Origin of the sequence: Streptomyces sp. NPDC005805, from assembly GCF_040630445.1 — a bacterium.
Classification (GTDB): domain Bacteria; phylum Actinomycetota; class Actinomycetes; order Streptomycetales; family Streptomycetaceae; genus Streptomyces.
Genome location: NZ_JBEXXN010000034.1, coordinates 24,500 through 43,105, shown reverse-complemented (window position 1 = coordinate 43,105; position 18,606 = coordinate 24,500). Strand labels below are relative to the sequence as shown.

The following is an 18,606-nucleotide window of genomic DNA, read 5'->3' as shown; positions in this document are numbered from 1 at the left end:
CGGGGCGCGGGCGCCGCACGGGAGCTGATGTCTGGCTCGCCGGTTCCGTACGCGATGTACGCACGGCCTGGCGAAAGTCTTCTGTGTCCCTTGCGCGGCCCGACCCAGGTGGCTCCCGAGTACGAGAGCCGCGCTACGACGACCGTCCTTACGCGGCGGGACCTTCCGGCGCCGTCGCAGAGGCGGTCCCGGCGGCCGTGGGTGGAGCGGCCGGGGCTGCCTCGCGGTCGGGCGCGAGCGGGTCGGTCACCGTGCCGGACTCCTCGTCGAAGAGCCCCTGCGCCAGCCTGGTCACCGCTGCGGGGACCGGCGGCGCCAGGTCGGCCACAGCTCGGAGACCGGACAGGACGTCGTCGGGTCGCACGGCAGGTGCTACGTGCCGAACAACCAGCCGCAGTATCGCACAGGGCCCGTCCACCGGCCTATCAGCCTGTGGACGAGCCGCCTGAAGATCCGCGACGGCTCCCCGGGCGTCGAAGCTCCGTACGCCGTTTTTCGTCTTCCGGCTGACCTCTACGGTCTCGGCGGCGAGGAAGGCGGCGACGGCGCTCTCGGCGTCCTCGGGGGTGACGCCGTCCAGCCGCAGCTCCCACACGGAGGCGGTCAGCCGGTCGGCCAGGCCCGGGGTGCGGGCCTCCACGGCGTCGGTGATGTCGAGTCCGGTGGGCAGCGACTCGTCCAGCAGCGCGCGCAGCTTGTCCGGGTCGCGCGCCTCCGTGAGGGCGATCTCCAGGTACTCGGCCTCGCTGCCCGTACCGGTGGGTGCGGCATTGGCGTACGACACCTTGGGGTGCGGGGTGAAGCCCGCCGAGTACGCCATGGGCACCTCGGCACGCCTCAGGGCCCGCTCGAAGGCGCGCTGGAAGTCGCGGTGGCTGGTGAACCGGAGGCGGCCGCGCTTGGTGTAGCGCAGTCGGATGCGCTGTACCGCGGGTGCGGGCGGCGGTCCTTCGGGCTGTCGCTTGCCCAGGGGTTCTTCTCCTCGGTGCGGAGCGGGCGCGGGTGGCGCACCGCCCACGGCGTGCGGGTGTTCCCTCGCGGGCGGTCCCGGCTCCCGCCCCGCCGTGAAGTCCGGCGAGGGAGACTCGGGTCCGGCCGCCGCGCCGGGAACGGTCTGTGGTTGTGGTTGCGCTTCTCCCAGGTTACGCGCCCCGAACGGCGCGCCGGGGCGCGGCGGCGGCTACTTGACCACGGTCAGCGGCAGCAGCTTCTTGCCCGTCGGGCCGATCTGGATGCTGGTGTCCATCTGGGGGCAGACCCCGCAGTCGAAGCACGGCGTCCAGCGGCAGTCCTCGACCTCGACCTCGTCGAGGGCGTCCTGCCAGTCCTCCCAGAGCCAGTCCTTGTCCAGACCGGAGTCCAGGTGGTCCCAGGGCAGGACCTCCTCGTAGGTGCGCTCGCGGGTGGTGTACCAGGCGAGGTCGACGCCGAAGCCGGGGAGGACCTTGTCCGCGCAGGCCATCCAGCGGTCGTAGCTGAAGTGCTCGCGCCAGCCGTCGAAGCGGCCGCCGTCCTCGTACACCGCGCGGATGACCGCGCCGATCCGGCGGTCGCCGCGGGAGAGCAGGCCCTCGACGATGCCGGGCTTGCCGTCGTGGTAGCGGAAGCCGATGGAGCGGCCGTACTTCTTGTCGCCGCGGATCCTGTCGCGCAGCTTCGCCAGCCGCGCGTCCGTCTCCTCGGCCGAGAGCTGCGGGGCCCACTGGAACGGGGTGTGCGGCTTGGGCACGAAACCGCCGATGGAGACGGTGCAGCGGATGTCGTTGGAGCCGGAGACCTCGCGGCCCTTCTGGATGACGTTCATCGCCATGTCGGCGATCTGGAGGACGTCCTCGTCGGTCTCGGTCGGCAGGCCGCACATGAAGTACAGCTTCACCTGGCGCCAGCCGTTGCCGTACGCGGTGGCGACGGTCCGGATCAGGTCCTCCTCGGAGACCATCTTGTTGATGACCTTCCGCATCCGCTCCGAGCCGCCCTCGGGGGCGAAGGTGAGACCCGAGCGGCGGCCGTTGCGGGTCAGCTCGTTGGCCAGGTCCACGTTGAAGGCGTCGACCCGGGTGGAGGGCAGGGAGAGGCCCACCTTGTCCTCGGTGTACCGGTCCGCGAGGCCCTTGGCGATGTCGCCGATCTCGGAGTGGTCCGCGGAGGACAGCGACAGCAGGCCGACCTCCTCGAAGCCGGTCGCCTTGAGCCCCTTGTCCACCATCTCGCCGATGCCGGTGATGCTTCGCTCCCGCACGGGGCGCGTGATCATGCCGGCCTGGCAGAAGCGGCAGCCGCGGGTGCAGCCGCGGAAGATCTCGACGGACATCCGCTCGTGGACCGTCTCCGCGAGCGGGACCAGCGGCTGCTTGGGGTAGGGCCACTCGTCCAGGTCCATCACGGTGTGCTTGGAGACGCGCCACGGCACACCGGAGCGGTTGGGCACCACACGGCCGATCCGGCCGTCGGGCAGGTACTCCACGTCGTAGAACGCGGGGATGTAGACGCTGCCCGTCTTCGCGAGGCGCAGCAGCACCTCCTCGCGGCCGCCGGGCCGGCCCTCGGCCTTCCACTCGCGGATGATCCGGGTCATGTCGAGGACGGCCTGCTCGCCGTCGCCGATGATCGCCGCGTCGATGAACTCCGCGATCGGCTCGGGGTTGAAGGCCGCGTGGCCGCCGGCGAGCACGATCGGGTGGTCGACGGTGCGGTCCTTCGACTCCAGCGGGATGCCCGCGAGGTCGAGCGCGGTGAGCATGTTGGTGTAGCCCAGCTCGGTGGAGAAGCTCATCCCGAGCACGTCGAAGGCGCCGACCGGGCGGTGCGAGTCCACGGTGAACTGGGGGACCCGGTGCTCGCGCATCAGCTCCTCCAGGTCCGGCCACACGCTGTAGGTGCGCTCGGCGAGGACGCCCTCCTGCTCGTTGAGGACCTCGTAGAGGATCATGACGCCCTGGTTGGGCAGCCCGACCTCGTACGCGTCGGGGTACATGAGCGCCCAGCGGACGTCGCAGGACTCCCACGGCTTGACGGTGGAGTTCAGTTCACCGCCGACGTACTGAATGGGCTTCTGCACATGCGGGAGCAGAGCTTCGAGCTGCGGGAAGACCGACTCGGCAGACATCTGGAACCTTCGTGGAGCTGGCGGGGGCGACTCTCAAGCGTAACGCGAGTGGAGCAGCCCCCCGTACGCCTTCCGGCGAACCACCGGAAGGCGTACGGGCCGGGAACGGCCGGGCGCGGGTCAGGACCGCAGGGCCGCCCGCAGGTCCGGGTCCGCCGCCTTCGCCCACACCGCCGGGAGTTCCGCCTCCCGCTCGGCTGCGGCCGCCTGCTCGTGCCCGTAGAGGAGTCCCCAGGTGAACGCGGACTCCCCCGCCAGATGGGCCGCGACCGCGAGGTCCCGGGCCGCGTCCCGGGCGACCACGCTGTCCTGGTGGTCGCCGAGGACCTTCTGCACCGCCTTCATCCGCTTGCCGAACCGGCGCGCGGGCCGGCCGAGAGCGGGGGTGGCCGCCTCCGCCGCGTACCGGGCGCGCTTGGCCGCCTTGCGGGCGTCGTGCAGGGCGGTGTCCCGCTCCGGGCCCGGCGCCAGGGCGAGGGCGTGCTCGACCCGGCCGGACACCCGCCGGTACTCGCGCAGCACCGCGTCCGGGATCGCCGCGTCCGGGGCCTTGCCGGCGGCCTTGAGCAGGGGCGGGTCGGCGAGCAGCGCGTCGAGGGCGTCCAGCAGCCGCAGGCAGCGGTCGCTGTCCAGGGCGGCGAGCGCCACCGCCCGGGTGTCCTCGTCCCCGGCGGCGGCCCAGGCGGTGAGGCGTGCCTCGACCGGGCCGAGGACCAGGGTGGCGGGCAGTTCGGCGACCCGGTCCCGCAGGCGTGCGGCGAGGACCTCCTGGTCCCGGGCGGCGCCCAGTTCACCGGCGAGCCACTTGAGTTCGTCGATCAGCGGCTGGGTGGCCTCCCGGTCCAGGATCTTCCGGTAGGTGCGCAGGGCACTGCGCAGCCGGCGGGTGGCGACGCGCATCTGGTGGACGGCGTCGGGCAGATCGCGACGGACCCCGGGGTCGTGGGCGAGCAGCGCCTCGGTCTCCTCGCGGAGGTAGGCGGTGATGTGGTCGCCCGCGGTGCGGGGCTCGCCCGGTTCGGGGCGGGCGGCCGGGCCGCCGCCGGTCTCGTCGAGGGCGCGGGCGAGCTTGGACGGGGAGGCGGCGGCGCGCAGTCCGGCCTTGCGGAGCTTCTTGTCCGCGCCGTCGAGGAAGGCGGGGTCGGCGCCGTCCGCGAGTTCGATCTCGATCTCGTCCCACTGGGCGGTGCGCCCCTCGCCGTGCAGCCGTTCGGCGACGACCGCGTCCCGGCTCAGCTCCGCGAGGGCCGTGCCGTCCGCGTCGCGCAGCAGGCGCACCTCACGGGAGGAGAGCAGACGGACGACGGGCACCAGGGGCGCGCCGCGGGTGCGGGCCCGGACCAGGGCGGTGAGTTCGCCGGGCACCTCGTCGGAGAGGTCGGCGGTGATCTCGTCGCGCACGCCGGGGGCGACGGGGAGTTTGAGGTGCCAGCCGGCGTCCGCGCCGCCCGTCCTGCGGCGCAGGGTGATCCCGGACGCGGCGAGCCGCAGGTCCTCGGTGTCGTGGTAGACGGCGTCCAGTTCGGTGACGCCGTGCTCCTCGGCCTCGGCGACGCCGGGGATGCGGGTCAGGTCCGGGAGCCGGGTGTCGGGGGTGGCTTCGTACTTTCGCTCGATCTCGCGCTTGGTGTCCGCCATGCACCGAATCTAGTCGCCGCGGGGGCGGCGCGGCAGTGCGCGCGCCACCCCCGCGGCCGCTCAGGCGCTTATGGGTTTCTGCACCCGGATCGACTGGAGCAGCCCGACCGCGATCCAGACGGCGAACATGGAGGTGCCGCCGTAGGAGACGAACGGCAGGGGCAGCCCGGCGACCGGCATGATGCCCATCGCCATGCCGATGTTCTCGAAGGACTGGAACGCGAACCAGGCGATGATCCCGGCGGCGACGATCGTGCCGTACAGCTCGGTCGTCTCCCGGGCGATCCGGCAGGCGCGCCACATCACGATGCCGAGGAGGACCAGGATCAGCCCGGCGCCGACGAAGCCGAGTTCCTCACCGGCGACGGTGAAGATGAAGTCGGTCTGCTGCTCGGGCACGAACTGGCCGGTGGTCTGGTGGCCGTTGAAGAGCCCCGCCCCGTACAGCCCGCCCGAGCCGATCGCGATGCGCGCCTGGTTGGTGTTGTAGCCCACGCCCGCCGGGTCCAGCTCGGGGTTGGCGAAGGCGGCGAAGCGGTTGATCTGGTACTCGTCGAGCAGCCCGAGCGCGGCCACCAGGACCGCCCCGCCGACGCCCGCGCCGATCAGGCCGAGGATCCAGCGGTTGGAGGCGCCCGAGGCGAGCAGCACCCCCAGCACGATGACCGCCATCACCATGACCGAGCCCAGGTCGGGCATCAGCATGACGATGCCCATCGGCAGGATCGCGAAGGCCAGGGACTTGGCGACGGTGCGGTGGTCGGGGTGGAGCTGGTCACCGGCATCGACCCGGGCGGCGAGCATCATCGCCATGCCGAGGATGATCGTGATCTTCACGAACTCGGACGGCTGGAGGGACAGCCCGCCGATGACCAGCCAGGCGTGCGCGCCGTTGATCGTCGCGCCCAGCGGGGTGAGCACCAGCAGCACCAGGACGACGGAGAGCCCGTAGAGGACCGGGACCGCGCCGCGCAGGGTGCGGTGCCCGAGCCAGACCGTGCCGACCATCAGGGCGATCCCGATGCCGATGTTGAGGCTGTGCTTGATGAGGAAGCTGTACGGGTCGCCGTCGTTCAGCTCGGTGCGCCCGCGGGTCGCGGACCACACCAGCAGGGTGCCGATGACGGAGAGGGCCAGGGCCGAGACCATCAGCGGCCAGTCGAGCCGGCGCACGACCGAGTCGCGGGCACTGAGCCGGGTCCACAGACCGCCGCGGTCGGGGCAGTATCCGGAGACGGAGAAGCCGCCTGCGCCAGTCATCTCTAGTCCCTCCGTGCGGGGGGCGGTCCCGCGAGCGTTTCCAGTGCGGGGTCCTTCGGCTTCGGCGGCACATAGGGCCGGACCTCGGGTGCGACGACCGAGCCGTCCGGGGAGATCTTCGGCAGGGCCTTCTGCGGCTTGGGCAGCAGGGCGCGCTTCAGGTCCTGGTTGCCCTCCGCGTCCAGCCCGTACATCGCGTTGTAGATGTTGCGGACGGCCGGGCCGGAGGCGCCGGAGCCGGTGCCGCCCTGGGAGATCGTCATGACGACCGTGTAGTCGTCGGTGTAGGTGGCGAACCAGGAGGTGGTCTGCTTGCCGTAGACCTGCGCGGTACCGGTCTTGGCGCGCATCGGGATCTTGTCCTGGGGCCAGCCGCCGAACCGCCAGGCGGCGGTGCCGCCCGGGCCGACGACCGAGCGCAGGCCCTTGTCGAGGTCGGCGACGGTCTCCGCTCCTATCGGCAGCTTCCCGTGCGAGGAGGGCTTGATCTCGTCGATCCGCTTGCCGTCCGGGCTGATGACCGCCTTGCCGATGGTGGGGTTGAAGAGGGTGCCGCCGTTGCTGATGGCCGAGTAGGCGGTCGCCATCTGGATGGGGGTGACGAGGATGTCGCCCTGGCCGATGGAGAAGTTGATGCTGTCACCGGCCTTGAGCTGGTTGCCTTCGAGGCAGTTCTCGTAGGCGATCTGCTCGACGTAGGAGCCGCCCTTCTTGCCGTCCTTGCACCAGGCGTCCTTGTTGGCCTTCCAGAAGTTCTGCTTCCACTTCCGGTCCGGGATGCGGCCGGTGACCTCGTTGGGGAGGTCGACGCCGGTCTCGGAGCCGAAGCCGAAGTCGTGGGCGGTCCGGTAGAACCAGTCGTTGGTCTTCTTCTTCGGCTTGGTGCCGCCGTCGCGCTGCCACTCCTTGTGGCCGAGGGCGTAGAAGACGGTGTTGCAGGAGAACTTGAGGGCGTCCCCGAGGGTGATGGGGCCGTGTCCCTGGGACTCGAAGTTGGCGAAGCTGCGGCTGCCGAGCTGGTAGGAGCTGCTGCAGTTGTAGCGGTCGTTGAAGTCGTAGCCGGCCCGGACGGCGGCGCTCGCGGAGACCACCTTGAACACCGAGCCGGGGGCCGCCTGGCCCTGGATGACGCGGTTGAGCAGCGGGTAGTTGGAGCCCTTGCCGGTCATCTTCGCGTAGTCCTTGGCGGAGATGCCGCCGACCCAGGCGTTGGGGTCGTAGTCGGGCTGGGAGGCCATGGCCACGATCCGGCCGGTCTTCGACTCCATGACGACGACGGCCCCGGAGTCGGCCTCGTACGGCCGGCCGGTGATCTTGTCGACCTCCTTGCGGGCGGTCTTCATCGCCTGGTGCAGCTCAGCCTCGGCGACCGCCTGGACCCGGGCGTCGATGCTGGTGACCAGGTTGGAGCCGGGGACGCCCGGGTCCGACTCGGCCTGGCCCATGACCCGGCCGAGCTTGTCGACCTCGTAGGAGGTGACGCCCGCCTTGCCGCGCAGCTCCTTGTCGTAGGTGCGCTCCAGGCCGGAGCGGCCGACCTGGTCGGAGCGGAGATAGGGCGACTCGGAGTCCTTGGCCTTCTGGATCTCCTCGTCGGTGACGGGCGAGAGGTAGCCGAGGACCTGGGAGGTCCGGGCGTCGGCGGGGGCGGTGTAGCGGCGGACCGCGGTGGGTTCGGCGGTGATGCCGGGGAAGTCCTCGGTGCGCTCCCGGATCTGGAGGGCCTGCTGGGTGGTGGCCTCGTCGGTGACCGGGATCGGCTGGTAGGGGGAACCGTTCCAGCAGGGCTGCGGGGTCTTCGCGTCGCAGAGCCGGACCTTGTCCATGACCTCCTTCGGCTTCATGCCGAGGACCCCGGCGAGCCGGGTGAGGACGGCCTTGCCGTCGTCCTTCATCTTCATCAGCTCGGTACGGGACGCGGAGACCACCAGCCGGGTCTCGTTGTCGGCGAGCGGCACCCCGCGGGCGTCGAGGATCGAGCCGCGCACGGCGGGCGAGACCACCCGCTGGACGTGGTTGCCGCTGGCCTCGTTCGCGTACTCGTCGCCGTTGCGGATCTGGAGGTACCAGAGCCGTCCGCCGAGGGTGAGCAGGAGGGAGAAGACCAGGACCTGGATGATGACGAGCCGGATCTGGACCCTGGGGGTCCGCCCGGTCTCCGGGATGTTGCTCACGCTGCTGCCCCCTCGGTCACAGTCGCTTGACGCCCTTGATGCGGCCCGCCCGGGAGGCCCGGGTCCGCGCCGCCTTGATCCGCAGCCCGCTGCGCTGCGCGCCGATCCGCAGACCCGTGCCGGAGGAGAGCCAGCCGGAGGCGACGTCGCTGCCGCCGCTCTGGTTCTCGGCGAGCGGGTCGTTGTCGCTCCGTCTGGCCAGCCACATGATCAGCGGGACGGTGAAGGGCGCGAGCAGCAGGTCGTAGACGGCGGCCGTGAACAGCAGGCTCCCCAGGCCCACATGGCGGGCGGCGGTGTCGCCGACCAGCGCGCCGACGCCCGCGTACAGCAGGGTGGAGCCGACCGCGGCGGCGACGACGACCAGCATGGGGGCGGTGGCCGAGCGGATCTGCTGGCCGCCCTCGGGGCGGACCAGCCCGGCCAGGTAGCCGATGACGCAGAGCACCAGGGCGTAGCGGCCGGCCGCGTGGTCGGCGGGCGGGGCGATGTCGGCGAGGAGTCCGGCGCCGAAGCCGATGAAGGCGCCCGCCACATGGCCGTAGACCATGGCCAGTCCGAGGACGGTCAGCAGCAGCAGGTCCGGGACCGCGCCGGGCAGCTGGAGGCGGGCGAGGACGGTGACCTGGACGACGAGGGCGACCACGACGAGGGTCGTGGAGAGCAGCACCCGGTTGAAGCGCATGTACGGATCAGCTCCTGTTACTCGTCGTCCTGGCCGCCGGGAAGCGTGTCACCCGGTGGGTCCGCCCCGGTGTCCGGGAGCTGTCCCGCGCCCGGGGTCCGGCCGGGGGCCGGGGTCTGCTCGTCGCCGCGGCCCTGGAGCTGGGGGTCGGTCTGTCCCTGGGGCTGCTGCCCGTCGGCCTGCCCCTCCACGGTGCCGTCGGCGCCGGGGGTGACGGTCACGGTGACGGTGGGCGTCGGCTTGGGCTTCGCGGGCTTCGGCGGCAGGACCGTGTCCCGCGGGTCGCTGCGCGGTGCCTGGACGACGACGCCGACGATGTCGAGCTTGCTGAAGCCCGCGTAGGGGCGCACGTAGACGTTGCGGGTCAGGTCGCCGCCCGAGGGGTCGACACGGATGACCTCGCCGACCGGGACACCGGGCACGAAGGGCTTGTTGGCCTGCGAACCGAAGGTGACCAGCCGGTCGCCCTTCTTCACCTTGGCCTTGCCGTTGAGCAGCTGGACCATCAGCGGGCGGTCGCCCTGCCCGGTCGCGAACCCCAGCTCGCTGGACTTCTCCATCCGGGTGCCGACGGTGAAGTCCGGGTCGTTGGCGAGCAGGACCGTGGCGGTGTTGGGGCCGACGGTGGTGACCCGGCCGACGAGGCCGTCGCCGTTGATCACCGTCATGTCCCGGCCGACGCCGTCGTTGGAGCCGATGTCGATGGTGACGGTCCAGGAGAAGCCCTGGGCCGCTCCTATGGCGATGACCTCCGCGCCCTTGATGCCGTACTGCCCGGCGGCGGCGGTGCGGATCAGGCCGTCCAGCTCGCGCAGCCGGCTGCTGTTGCGGTCGTCGCTGCCGAGGCGCTGCTTGAGCTCGGCGTTCTCCCGCTCCAGTTCGCTGATGCGGTCGTGGCGCTCACCCGAGTCGCGCACGGCGCCGATGGCGTTGCCGATCGGGTCGACCGCCGCCGCGACGCCGTTCTCGACGGGGCCGAACACCGTGGCCGCGGCGTGGCGGGCTCCGTCGACCGGTGACTCCTCGCCGCCGCGGATGTCCACCGTGATCAAAGCGAACGCGATGGCGATCAGCAGCACCAGGAGCAGCCGGCTCTCTCGTGTGTCCCTCACAGTGCGGCGGCCGTGCCTTCCTCGTCGGAATGGTGGTGTCGGTGGTGCAACGGTCCTGCGGCCGCGAGAGGGACGGGCCGACCCCCCGGGTGGCGGTCCCCCGGCCCCCGTACGGCGGAGCGGGCGGCCCGGCCCCGGTGGGCGGGCCGCCCGTCCCGTCTAACGGCGCGGCTGCGCGTCCAGTACCTGCTGGAGCGCCTCGAACTCCTCGACGCACTTGCCGGATCCGAGGGCGACCGAGTCCAGCGGGTCCTCGGCGATGTGGATCGGCATGCCCGTCTCACGGCGCAGGCGCTCGTCCAGCCCGCGCAGCAGCGCGCCACCGCCGGTGAGGACGATGCCGCGGTCCATGACGTCGCCGGACAGCTCCGGCGGGCACTTGTCGAGCGTGGTCTTCACGGCGTCGACGATCGCGTTGACCGGCTCCTCGATGGCCTTGCGGACCTCGGCGGCCGAGATGACCACGGTCTTGGGCAGCCCGGAGACCAGGTCCCGCCCGCGGATCTCGGTGTGCTCGTCCTTGTCCATGTCGTACGCCGAGCCGATGGTGATCTTGATGCTCTCGGCGGTGCGCTCACCGAGGAGGAGGGAGTACTCCTTCTTGATGTGCTGGATGATCGCGTTGTCCAGCTCGTCGCCGGCGACCCGGATGGACTGCGCCGTGACGATTCCTCCGAGGGAGATCACCGCGACCTCGGTGGTGCCGCCGCCGATGTCCACGACCATGTTGCCGGTGGCCTCGTGGACCGGGAGCCCGGAGCCGATGGCGGCGGCCATGGGCTCCTCGATGATGTGCACCTGGCGCGCGCCCGCCTGCGTCGACGCCTCGATGACCGCGCGGCGCTCGACGCCCGTGATACCCGAGGGCACACAGACGACGACCCGCGGCCGGGCGAGGTACCGGCGCTTGTGGATCTTCAGGATGAAGTAGCGGAGCATTCGCTCGGTGATCTCGAAGTCGGCGATCACCCCGTCCTTGAGCGGACGGACCGCGACGATGTTCCCGGGCGTGCGCCCGATCATCTTCTTCGCCTCGGCGCCGACCGCGAGAATGCCGCCCGTGTTGGTGTTGATCGCGACGACGGACGGCTCGTTGAGAACGATCCCCCGGCCTCTGACGTACACCAGCGTGTTGGCGGTCCCGAGGTCGACAGCCATGTCACGGCCGATGAACGACATGTTGTTCCCCATGAGGATGCGTCTGGCCTTCCCAAATCGAGCGTTGATGGCTAATCAGGATGGCGAGGTGGGTGTGATGTGCGTGGAGGCTTACATCGTAGTGCCGTCCCCGCGGATCCGGCGCGCTGGTCCACCTCTGTATGTGGTGACGATGCGTCGGGGCGATGCGTTCCCGCAATGGCTCGGCGTATGCCGAAGGGCGACCGAAATTCCTTCGGTCGCCCCAGGTCGTGAGCGCTGTATGGCTGATGCTTTGTCAGCGGATCACAGCGAATCCCAGGCGTAGGCCCCGCTATCGGAGTTCCGGGAAGAACAGCTCCAGTTCCCGAATGGCGGACTTCTCGGAGTCCGAGGCGTGAATCAGATTCTCCCGGACGATCGTGCCGAAGTCGCCACGAATGGACCCGGGGGCCGCCGCGATCGGGTCGGTCGGACCCGCCAACTGGCGGACGCCCTCGATGACCCGCTCGCCCTCGACGACCAGCGCGACGACCGGACCGGAGGACATGAACGCGATCAGCGGCTCGTAGAAGGGGCGGCCCTTGTGCTCGCCGTAGTGCTGCTCCAGGGTGTCCTGGTCGAGGGTGCGCAGCTCCAGCGCGCTGATGGTCCAGCCGGCCTTGGCCTCGATACGGCCGATGATCTCCCCGATCAGGCCCCGGCGTACGGCGTCGGGCTTGAGCAGGACGAGCGTGCGCTGGCTCACGGTGCGGGCTCCTTCATGTGCGGGTGCGGGGGCCCGCCGTCCGTGTTCCGGACGGCGGGCATCCCTGAGGCTACCGTGCGCGGACGGCGCCCGTTACGCAGCGTCAGGCCCAGCGGTGGCCTCGGCGGCCCAGCGGGCCTTCGCCTCGTCGATCTTGCGGCCGTAGTGGACCGAGGCCCACCAGAGCCCCGCGAACACCACGCCCAGGAAGAACATCGCGGGGACCACGAAACCGCCCGCGATCAGCGCGATCTGCAGCGCCCAGCCGAGCTGGACCCCGCCCGGGCGGGTGATCATCCCGCACAGCAGGACCGAGAGCAGCATGGCGATCCCGCAGACCGTCCAGACGGCCGTCATGGAGGCGCCGTCCGCCTTCATGGCCACCAGTCCGGCGAAGCCGATCACGAAGAACTCGCCGATCAGGGTGGAGGCACACAGGGTACGCACGGCAGCTCAGGCCCTTCCCAGAAGCAGCCGGGCCTCGCCGACCGTGATCACCGAGCCGGTCACCAGGACACCCGCCCCGGCGTACTCCGACTCCTCCTCCGCCAGCGTGATCGCCGCCTCCAGGGCGTCGTCCAGCCGGGGCTCCACGACCACCCGGTCGTCGCCGAAGACCTCCACGGCCAGGGCCGCCAGCTCGTCCGCGTCCATCGCCCGGTGGCTGGAGTTCCGCGTGACCACGATCTCCGCGAAGATCGGCTCGAACGCCTCCAGCAGGCCCTTCACGTCCTTGTCGGCGCTGGTGCCGACCACGCCGATCAGCCGGGAGAAGCCGAAGGACTCGGTGACGCCCTCGGCCGCCGCCCGCGCGCCCGCCGGGTTGTGGGCCGCGTCCAGTACCACGGTGGGGCTGCGGCGCACGACCTCCAGCCGGCCCGGGGAGACGACCGAGGCGAAGGCCGCGCGCACGGTGCCCACGTCCAGCGTCCGCGCCTGGCCGGCCCCGACGCCGAAGAACGCCTCCACGGCCGCGAGGGCTACCGCCGCGTTGTGCGCCTGGTGCGCGCCGTACAGCGGCAGGAAGATCTGGTCGTACTCGCCGCCCAGACCGCGCAGGGTCAGCAGCTGCCCGCCGACCGCCACCTCGCGGGAGACGATGCCGAACTCCATGCCCTCGCGCGCGACGGTCGCGTCCGCCTCGACGGCCTTCTTCAGCATCACCTGGGCGGCGTCCACCGGCTGCTGGGCCAGCACCACCGTCGCGCCCGGCTTGATGATCCCCGCCTTCTCGGCGGCGATGTCCGCGGGTGTGGCGCCGAGGCGGTCGGTGTGGTCCAGGTCGATCGGGGTGACGACGGCGACCGAGCCGTCGATCACGTTGGTCGCGTCCCAGGACCCGCCCATGCCGACCTCGACCACCGCCACGTCCACCGGGGCGTCGGCGAAGGCCGCGTAGGCCATGCCGGTCAGCACCTCGAAGAACGACAGCCGGTACTCCTGGCCGGCGTCCACCATCTCGACGTACGGGGTGATGTCCCGGAAGGTCTCGATGAAGCGCTCGGGGCTGACCGGCGCGCCGTCCAGGCTGATCCGCTCGGTGATCGACTGGACGTGCGGCGAGGTGTACCGCCCGGTGCGCAGCTCGAACGCGGCGAGCAGCGCCTCGATCATGCGGGCCGTGGACGTCTTGCCGTTGGTCCCGGTGATGTGGATCGACGGGTACGCCCGCTGGGGCTCGCCGAGCACGTCCATCAGCGCGGAGATCCGGGCGACGGACGGCTCCAGCTTGGTCTCGCCCCAGCGCGTGGCCAGGTCCGCCTCGACCTCGCGCAGCGCCTTGTCGACCTCGGGGTCGGCGGGCCTGGCGGGCACCTGGTCGGCCTGGGGGGTGCCGGACCGGGTGCGCAGGGTGCGGCTGCCGGCCTCGATCACCGCCAGGTCGGGGTCGCGGTCTGTCTCGGCGTCGACGATCTCGTCGAAGGCGTCGGCCTCGTCGGGGTGCTCACTCACGGGGACCAGTCTACGGAGGGCGGCGGGCGGGAAGGGGCGAGGCCCCGGGGTGTCCCCGGGGCCTCGCCCGTGCTGTCCGTGCCGTGCCTCAGCCCTGGGGCAGGCCCGCGAGCTGGCCGGTGATCCGCGCGATCTCGGCCTCGGCCTTGGCCAGGCGGGTGCGGATCTTCTCCACGACCTGGTCGGGGGCCTTGGCGAGGAACGCCTCGTTGCCGAGCTTGGCGTTCGCCTGGGCGACCTCCTTCTCGGCCGCGCCCAGGTCCTTCGTCAGGCGCTTGCGTTCGGCCTCGACGTCGATCGTGCCCGAGAGGTCGAGCGCGACCGTGGCACCCGCGACCGGCAGGGAGGCGGTGGCGTGGAAGCCCTCGCCCTCCGGCTGGAGGCGCAGCAGCTGCCGGATGGCGGCCTCGTGCGGCGCCAGCGCGGTGCCGTCCAGGGTGAGCCGGGCCGGAACCTTCTGCCCCGGCTGGAGCCCCTGGTCGCTGCGGAAGCGGCGGACCTCGGTGACGACCTGCTGGACCAGCTCGATCTCCCGCTCGGCGGCCTCGTCCCGGAAGCCGCCCGGGGCGTCAGCCCCAGGAACGAACACAGCCTTGGGCCAGTCCGCGACGACGAGGGACTCCCCGCCGGTGAGGGTGGTCCACAGGGTGTCGGTGACGAAGGGGACGACCGGGTGCAGCAGCCGCAGCATCACGTCCAGGACCTCGCCGAGGACCCGGCCGGACACCTTGGCGGGCTCGCCGCCGGCGAAGAAGGTGGTCTTGGACAGCTCGACGTACCAGTCGAAGACCTCGTCCCAGGCGAAGTGGTAGAGCCCGTCGCTCAGCTTCGCGAACTGGTAGTCGTCGTAGTACGCGTCGACGGCCGCCACCGTCGTGTTGAGCCGGGACAGGATCCAGCGGTCCGTCGCCGACATCTCCTCGACCGAGGGCAGCTCGCCCTCGATCGTGGCGCCGTTCATCAGGGCGAAGCGGGTGGCGTTCCAGATCTTGTTGGCGAAGTTGCGGGACGCCTTGACCCAGTCCTCACCGATCGGCACGTCCGCGCCCGGGTTGGCGCCGTTGGCGAGCGTGAAGCGGACCGCGTCCGAGCCGTAGGCGTCCATCCACGTCAGCGGGTCGACCGCGTTCGGGTTGGACTTGGACATCTTCTTGCCGAACTCGTCGCGAACGAGACCGGTGAGGGCGATGGTCCGGAACGGGACCTCGCCGTCCATCGCGTACAGACCGAACATCATCATCCGGGCGACCCAGAAGAAGATGATGTCGTGGCCGGTGAGCAGGACGTCGGTCGGATAGAACTTCGCGAGGTCGTCCGTCTTCTCGGGCCAGCCGAGGGTGGAGAACGGCCACAGCCCGGACGAGAACCAGGTGTCCAGGACGTCCGGGTCCTGGTGCCAGCCCTCGCCGGCCGGAATCTCGTCGTCGGGGCCGACGCAGACGACCTCGCCGTCGGGGCCGTACCAGATCGGGATGCGGTGACCCCACCAGAGCTGGCGCGAGATGCACCAGTCGTGCATGTTGTCGACCCAGTCGAAGTAGCGCTTCGACATGTCCTCGGGGTGGATGCCGACCCGGCCGTCACGGACGGCGTCGCCCGCGGCCTTCGCCAGCGGTCCGACCTTGACCCACCACTGCATGGACAGCCGCGGCTCGACCGTCGTCCTGCAGCGCGAGCAGTGGCCGACCGAGTGCATGTACGGCCGCTTCTCGGCGACGATGCGCCCCTGCTCCTTGAGGGCGCCGACGACCGCGGACCGCGCCTCGTACCGGTCCAGCCCCTGGAACGGGCCGGGGACGGTGAGGATGCCCCGCTCGTCCATGATGGTGAGCGATTCGAGACCGTGCCGCTGGCCGATCGCGAAGTCGTTCGGGTCGTGCGCCGGCGTCACCTTGACGGCGCCGGTGCCGAACTCCGGGTCGACGTGGGTGTCCGCGACGACCGGGATGGTGCGGTCGGTGAGCGGGAGCTTGATCCGCTTGCCGATGAGGTGCCGGTAGCGCTCGTCGTCGGGGTGGACGGCGACCGCGGTGTCACCGAGCATCGTCTCGGCGCGGGTGGTGGCGACGACGAGGGTGTCCTCACCCTCGCCGTACTTCAGGGAGACCAGCTCGCCCGGGTCCTCCTGGTACTCGACCTCGATGTCGGAGATCGCGGTCAGACAGCGCGGGCACCAGTTGATGATGCGCTCGGCGCGGTAGATCAGCTCGTCCTCGTAGAGGTTCTTGAAGATCGTCTGGACCGCGCGGGAGAGGCCCTCGTCCATCGTGAACCGCTCGCGCGACCAGTCGAGTCCGGCGCCGAGGCGGCGGAGCTGGCCGAGGATGCGGCCGCCGTACTCGTCCTTCCACTGCCAGACGCGCTCGGTGAACGCCTCACGGCCCAGGTCGTGGCGGGACTTGCCCTCCTCGGCGAGCTGCTGCTCGACCTTGTTCTGCGTGGCGATGCCCGCGTGGTCCATGCCGGGCAGCCACAGGGTCTCGTAGCCCTGCATGCGCTTGCGGCGGGTGAGGGCGTCCATCAGGGTCACCTGGAAGGCGTGGCCCAGGTGGAGCGCACCGGTGACGTTCGGCGGCGGGATGACGATGGTGTAGGGCTGCTTCTCGCTCGTGGCGTCGGCGGTGAAGTACCCCCGCTCCACCCAGCGCTCGTACAGCGGCCCCTCTACCTCGGCCGGCGCGTACTGGGTCGGCAGTTCGGTGGTGGGCGCTGTCTGCTGCTGAGTGTTCTCGGTCACGGGGTCAGTTTAGAGGTGTCACGGGGGCGTCCTGAAACGCGATTCTTCCGTAACGGTGTGACCCCTGCCGTGCCGCGGGGAACGGCATTGCGCCAGGATGTTCGGAACGCGTAAGCATCACGAGGGGGACGCCGGTCATGAGTTACCACCAGCCGGGCCCGTACGGCGGACAGCCGCCGGGGTCCGGTCCGTACGGGCAGCCGGGGCCCTACGGGCAGCAGCCGCAGCCGGGGTACGGCTACCCGCCGCCGCAGCAGCCCGGGTACGGCTACCCGCAGCAGGGTCCCCCGGGAGTGCCGCCGCAGCAGCCGCCGTACGGGTATCCGCAGCAGCCCCCGCAGGGCTTCCCGCCGCCGCAGCAACCGAAGAAGAAGACGGGGCTGATCGTGGCCGCCGCCGTGGTCGCGCTCGCCGTCGTCGCCGGCGGGGTGTACTTCCTCGTGGGCGGGGGTGAGGGCGGCGGCTCGGTCGCGGACGACGGCAAGCGGTACGAGCTGACGACGCCGGAGACGGTGGCGACGGAGTACAAGAAGGAGTCCGGCGCGTCCTCCCCGACCAATGCCGAGGAGGTCAAGGACGCCGCCAAGTGGGGTGTGAAGAACCCCGTCAACGTCAGCGGCGAGTACAAGACCGGCAGCGGGTTGAGCGAGAAGAAGCTCATGTTCAACGGCGTCCACGGCGAGATCGCCGACCCGGAGAAGGTCGTCGACGCGCTCTTCGCCGAGCTGAAGCGCTCCTCGGCCGAGGAGAAGGACCAGGACATCACCCTCGTCGGCAGCCCCAAGGAGTACACGCCCGAGGGCCTCGACAACGCCGTGATGAAGTGCCAGGAAGCCGAGTTCAGCACCGGGGCGGGTGGTTCCGGCTCCGGGCTGCCCTCCTCCTTCACGATGCCGCTGTGCGTGTGGGGCGACCACAGCACCCTCGCGTACGTGATGCAGTCGGACGCGTCGCTGATGCTGAGTGGCAAGGCCATTCCGCTGGAGACCGCCGCGGGAACGAGCGCCAAGGTGCGCGACGACGTGCGCGTCGAAGTCAAGTAGCCCCAAGGAGACCGTGAATGAGTCACAACCAGCCGGGGCCCTACGGCCAGCAGCCCGGCCCGTACAACCAGCCGGGCCCCTACGGCCAGCAGCCGCCCGGACCGCCGGGGCCCGGATACGGCTACCCGCAGCAGGCCCCGCAGGGCGTCCCGCCGCAGCCCGGATACGGCTACCCGCAGCAGGGCGCGCCGGGCACCCCGCCCTACGGCCAGCCCCAGGCGCCGGGCCCGTACGGCCAGCAGCCCCAGTACCCGGGCGGCTACCCGGCCCCGCCCCCACCGCCCAGCGGCGGTGGCGGCAAGAAGACCGGCCTGATCCTCGGCGCGGTGGCCGTCGTGGCGGCGCTCGGCGTCGGCGCGTACTTCCTCTTCGGCGGTGGCGGCAGCGGCAACGCGGCGGTCGCGGACGACACCAAGGGCTACAAGGTGACCCCGGCGGCGTCGATCGACGACTTCACCAAGCTGGGCACCGACAAGAACCCACCGATGGACACCAAGGCCAAGGCGAGCGCCGACGCCATGGGGATCAAGGACCCGCACATGGTCCAGGCCTCCTACGCGGCGGGCGACGAGAACAACCCGCTCCAGGCGAAGAACCTGAGCCTCAACGGCATGTGGGGCGAGGTCGCCGACCCGGAGAAGGCCATCGACACCGGCTTCGCGAACTACGAGAAGGACCAGAGCGCCACTCTCGGCAAGGACGTGAAGATGCAGCCTATCGGGGACCCGGTCGAGAAGACCCCCGCCGGCTTCGAGGGCGCCCTGATGAAGTGCCAGAGCATCAAGTTCCTCAACCCCGAGGGCGACGGCACCATGGCGAAGGGCCCGAAGGAGTTCGAGGTCCCCGCCTGCATCTGGGCGGACTACAGCACCGTCGGCGTGGTCAACGCCATGGAGCTGGGCGCGGTCCTGACCGGAAGCGGCAAGAGCTACACGCTGGACGAGGTCGCGGAGCTGACCGCGAAGCACTACAAGGCCTCGCGCAGCAAGGTCTGACGACAGCGGGACACAAGG

Annotated in this window: 14 protein-coding genes; 2 read left to right on the top strand and 12 right to left on the bottom strand. The window is 71.0% G+C overall.

Translation table 11 applies throughout. The annotated features are described in order from the left end of the window. Nucleotides 1–148 precede the first annotated feature (148 nt). The 12 genes from ABZ457_RS19610 to ABZ457_RS19555 form a co-directional block, all read right to left on the bottom strand. Complete coding sequence (locus ABZ457_RS19610; RefSeq protein ID WP_359158863.1) at nt 149–970, bottom strand: TIGR03936 family radical SAM-associated protein; 822 nt, start codon at nt 968–970, stop codon at nt 149–151. 210 nt (nt 971–1,180) lie between these two features. After that, nucleotides 1,181–3,106 carry a TIGR03960 family B12-binding radical SAM protein gene (locus tag ABZ457_RS19605; protein ID WP_359158834.1) on the bottom strand — a complete coding sequence of 642 codons (1,926 nt, stop codon included), beginning with the start codon at nt 3,104–3,106 and terminating at the stop codon, nt 1,181–1,183. Nucleotides 3,107–3,226: 120 nt separating this feature from the next. Continuing rightward, complete coding sequence (locus ABZ457_RS19600) at nt 3,227–4,744, bottom strand: CYTH and CHAD domain-containing protein (RefSeq protein ID WP_359158833.1); 1,518 nt, start codon at nt 4,742–4,744, stop codon at nt 3,227–3,229. Between the two features lie 60 nt (nt 4,745–4,804). Further along, entirely contained in the window at nt 4,805–6,004 is a 1,200-nt protein-coding gene (rodA, locus tag ABZ457_RS19595; protein ID WP_359158832.1) for a rod shape-determining protein RodA, read from the bottom strand. A gap of 2 nt (nt 6,005–6,006) precedes the next feature. Continuing rightward, nucleotides 6,007–8,178 (bottom strand): penicillin-binding protein 2, encoded by a 2,172-nt coding sequence (mrdA, locus tag ABZ457_RS19590; RefSeq protein ID WP_359158831.1) that lies wholly within the window; start codon nt 8,176–8,178, stop codon nt 6,007–6,009. 16 nt (nt 8,179–8,194) lie between these two features. Continuing rightward, nucleotides 8,195–8,863 carry a rod shape-determining protein MreD gene (gene mreD / locus ABZ457_RS19585; RefSeq protein WP_359158830.1) on the bottom strand — a complete coding sequence of 223 codons (669 nt, stop codon included), beginning with the start codon at nt 8,861–8,863 and terminating at the stop codon, nt 8,195–8,197. Between the two features lie 17 nt (nt 8,864–8,880). Beyond that, on the bottom strand, nt 8,881–9,975 hold the full coding sequence (mreC, locus tag ABZ457_RS19580; protein WP_359158829.1) for a rod shape-determining protein MreC: 1,095 nt from the start codon (nt 9,973–9,975) through the stop codon (nt 8,881–8,883). Nucleotides 9,976–10,134: 159 nt separating this feature from the next. Then, nucleotides 10,135–11,154 carry a rod shape-determining protein gene (locus ABZ457_RS19575; RefSeq protein ID WP_020610253.1) on the bottom strand — a complete coding sequence of 340 codons (1,020 nt, stop codon included), beginning with the start codon at nt 11,152–11,154 and terminating at the stop codon, nt 10,135–10,137. Between the two features lie 292 nt (nt 11,155–11,446). Continuing rightward, nucleotides 11,447–11,860, bottom strand: a complete 414-nt coding sequence (gene ndk / locus ABZ457_RS19570) for a nucleoside-diphosphate kinase (protein WP_018846637.1) — start codon at nt 11,858–11,860, stop codon at nt 11,447–11,449. Nucleotides 11,861–11,953: 93 nt separating this feature from the next. Continuing rightward, complete coding sequence (locus ABZ457_RS19565; protein ID WP_359158828.1) at nt 11,954–12,307, bottom strand: DUF4233 domain-containing protein; 354 nt, start codon at nt 12,305–12,307, stop codon at nt 11,954–11,956. Between the two features lie 6 nt (nt 12,308–12,313). Continuing rightward, nucleotides 12,314–13,813 carry a folylpolyglutamate synthase/dihydrofolate synthase family protein gene (locus ABZ457_RS19560; RefSeq protein WP_359158827.1) on the bottom strand — a complete coding sequence of 500 codons (1,500 nt, stop codon included), beginning with the start codon at nt 13,811–13,813 and terminating at the stop codon, nt 12,314–12,316. A gap of 88 nt (nt 13,814–13,901) precedes the next feature. Next, a complete protein-coding gene (locus tag ABZ457_RS19555) occupies nt 13,902–16,550 on the bottom strand; it encodes a valine--tRNA ligase (RefSeq protein ID WP_359158826.1) in 2,649 nt (882 codons plus the stop codon). Between the two features lie 137 nt (nt 16,551–16,687). Between ABZ457_RS19555 and ABZ457_RS19550 the strand changes: the two genes are divergently transcribed. Then, complete coding sequence (locus ABZ457_RS19550) at nt 16,688–17,593, top strand: hypothetical protein (RefSeq protein WP_359158825.1); 906 nt, start codon at nt 16,688–16,690, stop codon at nt 17,591–17,593. Between the two features lie 17 nt (nt 17,594–17,610). Then, nucleotides 17,611–18,588, top strand: a complete 978-nt coding sequence (locus ABZ457_RS19545; RefSeq protein WP_359158824.1) for a hypothetical protein — start codon at nt 17,611–17,613, stop codon at nt 18,586–18,588. Nucleotides 18,589–18,606: the final 18 nt, after the last annotated feature.

Coding starts and splice junctions, on each gene's coding strand:
- ABZ457_RS19605 (WP_359158834.1), bottom strand. CDS start 3,106: ATGTCTGCCGAGTCGGTCTTCCCGCAGCTCGAAGCTCTGCTCCCGCAT.
- ABZ457_RS19600 (WP_359158833.1), bottom strand. CDS start 4,744: ATGGCGGACACCAAGCGCGAGATCGAGCGAAAGTACGAAGCCACCCCC.
- rodA (WP_359158832.1), bottom strand. CDS start 6,004: ATGACTGGCGCAGGCGGCTTCTCCGTCTCCGGATACTGCCCCGACCGC.
- mreD (WP_359158830.1), bottom strand. CDS start 8,863: ATGCGCTTCAACCGGGTGCTGCTCTCCACGACCCTCGTCGTGGTCGCC.
- ABZ457_RS19575 (WP_020610253.1), bottom strand. CDS start 11,154: ATGTCGTTCATCGGCCGTGACATGGCTGTCGACCTCGGGACCGCCAAC.
- ABZ457_RS19550 (WP_359158825.1), top strand. CDS start 16,688: ATGAGTTACCACCAGCCGGGCCCGTACGGCGGACAGCCGCCGGGGTCC.
- ABZ457_RS19545 (WP_359158824.1), top strand. CDS start 17,611: ATGAGTCACAACCAGCCGGGGCCCTACGGCCAGCAGCCCGGCCCGTAC.